This window comes from Saccharomonospora sp. NPDC046836, from assembly GCF_040645195.1.
Classification (GTDB): Bacteria; Actinomycetota; Actinomycetes; order Mycobacteriales; family Pseudonocardiaceae; genus Prauserella_A.
The window spans coordinates 1-2,956 of sequence record NZ_JBEYXW010000110.1 but is presented as its reverse complement, the minus strand read 5'-3'; the positions used below and the strand labels follow the sequence as shown (position 1 = coordinate 2,956).

Sequence of the window (2,956 nt, the reverse complement as noted above, 5' to 3'; positions counted from 1 at the left end):
CGCCGCGCTCATCGCCAACGCCGTCCGCCACTGGTGGGCGCAGGAGGGCGGCACGCTGCGCCCGCGCCCCGAGCGGCTGCTGGTGGCCGTCGAGGCGGGCTCGCGGGCCACCAGTCCCGACACCCTGCGGCGGGCCCTGGCGGAGTTCGCCGCCGCCTCCGGCACCGAGGTCACCGCCTGCCACCTGCCGCCGGCCACCTTGCGCTGGCGGACCGCCGAGCACCGCCTCTCCTGCCAGGTCACCGCCCGTTGGGACGGTCTGCCGGCCACCGGTGAGCACGTCCTGATCGGCACCGTCGGACCGCTCCAGGGCCAGATCTCCCGCGCCCTCACCGACCTCCCAGTCCCCCCTGGCGCCCGCGAGTGGAACTACACCCTGCGCCCCGGTCCGGCCACCCTCTGAGCGGCTCCGGGCCCCCCGATCGCAGGGGCCGGGGAGTGTTCGCGTGAGCTTACGAAGGTGGAAACCGCCCGGAGCCCGGGCAACAGTGGGCCTCTGCTGAGGCCGTGCGGTGAGAACTCCCGTGCGAACCCGGCGAAAAGCGAGCCGTCCACCGGGAGCGGCTCATCTCTACACGGGAACGGAGTCGCACTCCATGAGCGGCGGAGTCACTGAATTCGCGAAATCGGCACAGCTCTTCAATTCCTCGATCGCCACCTGGGCGGTCAGCGCGGCCTGGGACATCGACCTCTTCCAGGCGCTCACCGAGGCGGACGAGATCGACATACCGTGGTACGCCAAGAAGGAGGAGATGGACGAGCCCTCGCTGCGCTATCTGCTCCGGTCGCTCTCCTACGCCGACATCGTGAACGTCGACGTCGACCGGGTGACCAGAGGGACCACGTTCGAGGAATTCGCCCAGTCCAAGGGGCTTTTCCAGTGGCTCACCAAGGGCTACGGATCGCTTTTCCAGCGCATGGGCGAGGTCGTCTACGACCGGCACCGCACCGGCGACTACATCCGGCGTGACAGCACCGCCGTGAGCATCGCCTGCCGGGACGCCAACGACATCTTCATGGACGCCGCCTTCACCGAGGTGCTGAACGGCCTCGACTTCTCCGTCGCCGCGGACCTCGGCTGCGGCAGCGGGGAGCGCCTGATCCAGCTGGCCAGGCGCGATCCCTCGGTGAAGTGCGTCGGCCTGGACATCGCGGCCGGCGCCATCGAGGTCGGCACGGCGGCGGTGGCCGCCAACGGCCTCCAGGACCGGGTGACTCTGGTGCGCGGCGACGCCCGCAAGCTCGGCGAGTACGAGGCGTTCAAGGACGTCGAACTCATGACCTCCTTCCTGATGGGTCACGACTTCTGGCCGCGCGAGCAGTGCGTCGAACTCTTCCGGGGAATCCGCACGCAACTCCCCAACCTCAAGCACTTCGTGCTCTGCGACACCCACCGGAACGCGGACGACGAAACGCCGGATCTCCCGCTGTTCACCATGGGATTCGAGACGGCGCATGCGCTGATGGGCCAGTACATTCCCACCCGCGAGGAATGGTACGGGGTTTTCGAGGAGTCCGGCTGGAAGTGCGTGAAGCAGCACGTGTACAGCACTCCGGCGAACACCGTGATCTTCCAGCTGGAGCGGGCCGACAGTGAGTGAGCGCGCGTTCACGGGGCCGCACGGGTCAGGAGGAGCGTCATGACCGCCGTCGACGAGAAACCGCTCACGCTCCATTCCCTGGCCCTCAACGAAACGCCTTACCCGCCGCTGGATCCGGTGCGGAAGGCCATTGCCGACGGCATTCCCGAGCTGCATCGGTACCCGCAGTTCTACGCGGACGGCCTGATGGAGTTCATCGCGCGATGGCGCGGGGTGACGACGGAATCCGTGGTCGTCGGCAGCGGCTCGGTGGGCGTCGCGCTCCAGACCCTCCAGGCGTTCACCGACGGCCCGCAGGACGAGGTCGTCTACGGCTGGCGGGCCTTCGACGCCTACCCGATCATCACCGACATGGCGGGCGCCGGCCGCGTCGAGGTACCGCTGACCCGCGACGGGGAGCAGGACCTGGACCGCATTCTGGGCGCCGTCACCGACCGGACCCGCGTGGTGATCCTGTGCAACCCGCACAACCCGACGGGCACCGCGGTCAAGGCGGCGGCGCTGGAGAGGTTCCTCGACGCCCTGCCGCCGCACGTCCTCGTCCTGCTGGACGAGGCGTACATGGAGTTCGCCGGTGACGCCGTGCTGCCCCAGGGCGTCGACCTCCTCAAGGCCGGGCGGGACCGCCTGGTGGTCCTGCGCACCTTCTCCAAGGCGTACGGGCTGGCCGGCCTGCGCATCGGGTACGGCCTGACCACACCCGGGACCGCCCGCCGCATCCGGACCATGTCGGTTCCGTACTCCATCACCGAGACGGCGCGCACCGCCGTCGTCGCCTCGGTGGGCGCCGAGGCCGAGCTGAACGAGCGCATCGCCGCCCTCACCGCCGAGCGGGCCCGTATGCAGGCCGCGCTCCGCCAACTGGGCTGGCGGGTGATGGAGAGCCGCGCCAACTTCCTCTGGCTGGACGAGCCGGAGCGGTGCGCCGCCTTCCACCGGGCGTGTGCCGGTGCGGGGGTCCAGGTGCGGCTCTACCCCGGCGAAGGCATCCGCCTCACCATCGGCACCCCCGACGCCAACGACCTGGTGCTGCGGGCCGCGCGCGGGCTCTGAGCGGGACCGGGGAGGCCGGGGCTCCGCGCCGGCCTCCCCCCCCTCCCGCTCCCCGAACCCCAAGCCTCCCCGGAAGGGGAGCGAGACCGCCCTCCGACCGAGGGCGCCGAAAGGAACGACCATGGCCAACCCCTTCGACGACCCGGACGGAACCTTCAGGGTCCTGGTCAACGACGAGGGCCAGCACTCGCTCTGGCCGGACTTCATCGACATCCCGGACGGCTGGTCCACCGTCCACGGCCCGGCCGGGCGCGAGGCCTGCGCCGAGTACGTCGACACCCACTGGACCGACATGCGGCCGG

Annotated in this window: 3 protein-coding genes and 1 pseudogene; all 4 read left to right on the top strand. The window is 70.4% G+C overall.

Translation table 11 applies throughout. The features are described 5' to 3' along the window. Positions 1–403, top strand: a pseudogene (locus ABZ863_RS35490) (hypothetical protein); the annotation flags it as partial. A gap of 193 nt (positions 404–596) precedes the next feature. Next, positions 597–1,601: a methyltransferase domain-containing protein gene (locus tag ABZ863_RS35485; protein ID WP_023418530.1), complete on the top strand. Its 1,005-nt coding sequence runs from the start codon at positions 597–599 to the stop codon at positions 1,599–1,601. 39 nt (positions 1,602–1,640) lie between these two features. Continuing rightward, positions 1,641–2,654 (top strand): histidinol-phosphate transaminase, encoded by a 1,014-nt coding sequence (locus tag ABZ863_RS35480; RefSeq protein WP_358193617.1) that lies wholly within the window; start codon positions 1,641–1,643, stop codon positions 2,652–2,654. A 121-nt stretch (positions 2,655–2,775) separates the two neighbouring features. Next, positions 2,776–2,956, top strand: a 181-nt coding sequence (locus ABZ863_RS35475) for an MbtH family protein (RefSeq protein WP_358544151.1), incomplete at its 3' end; no start/stop codon positions are given.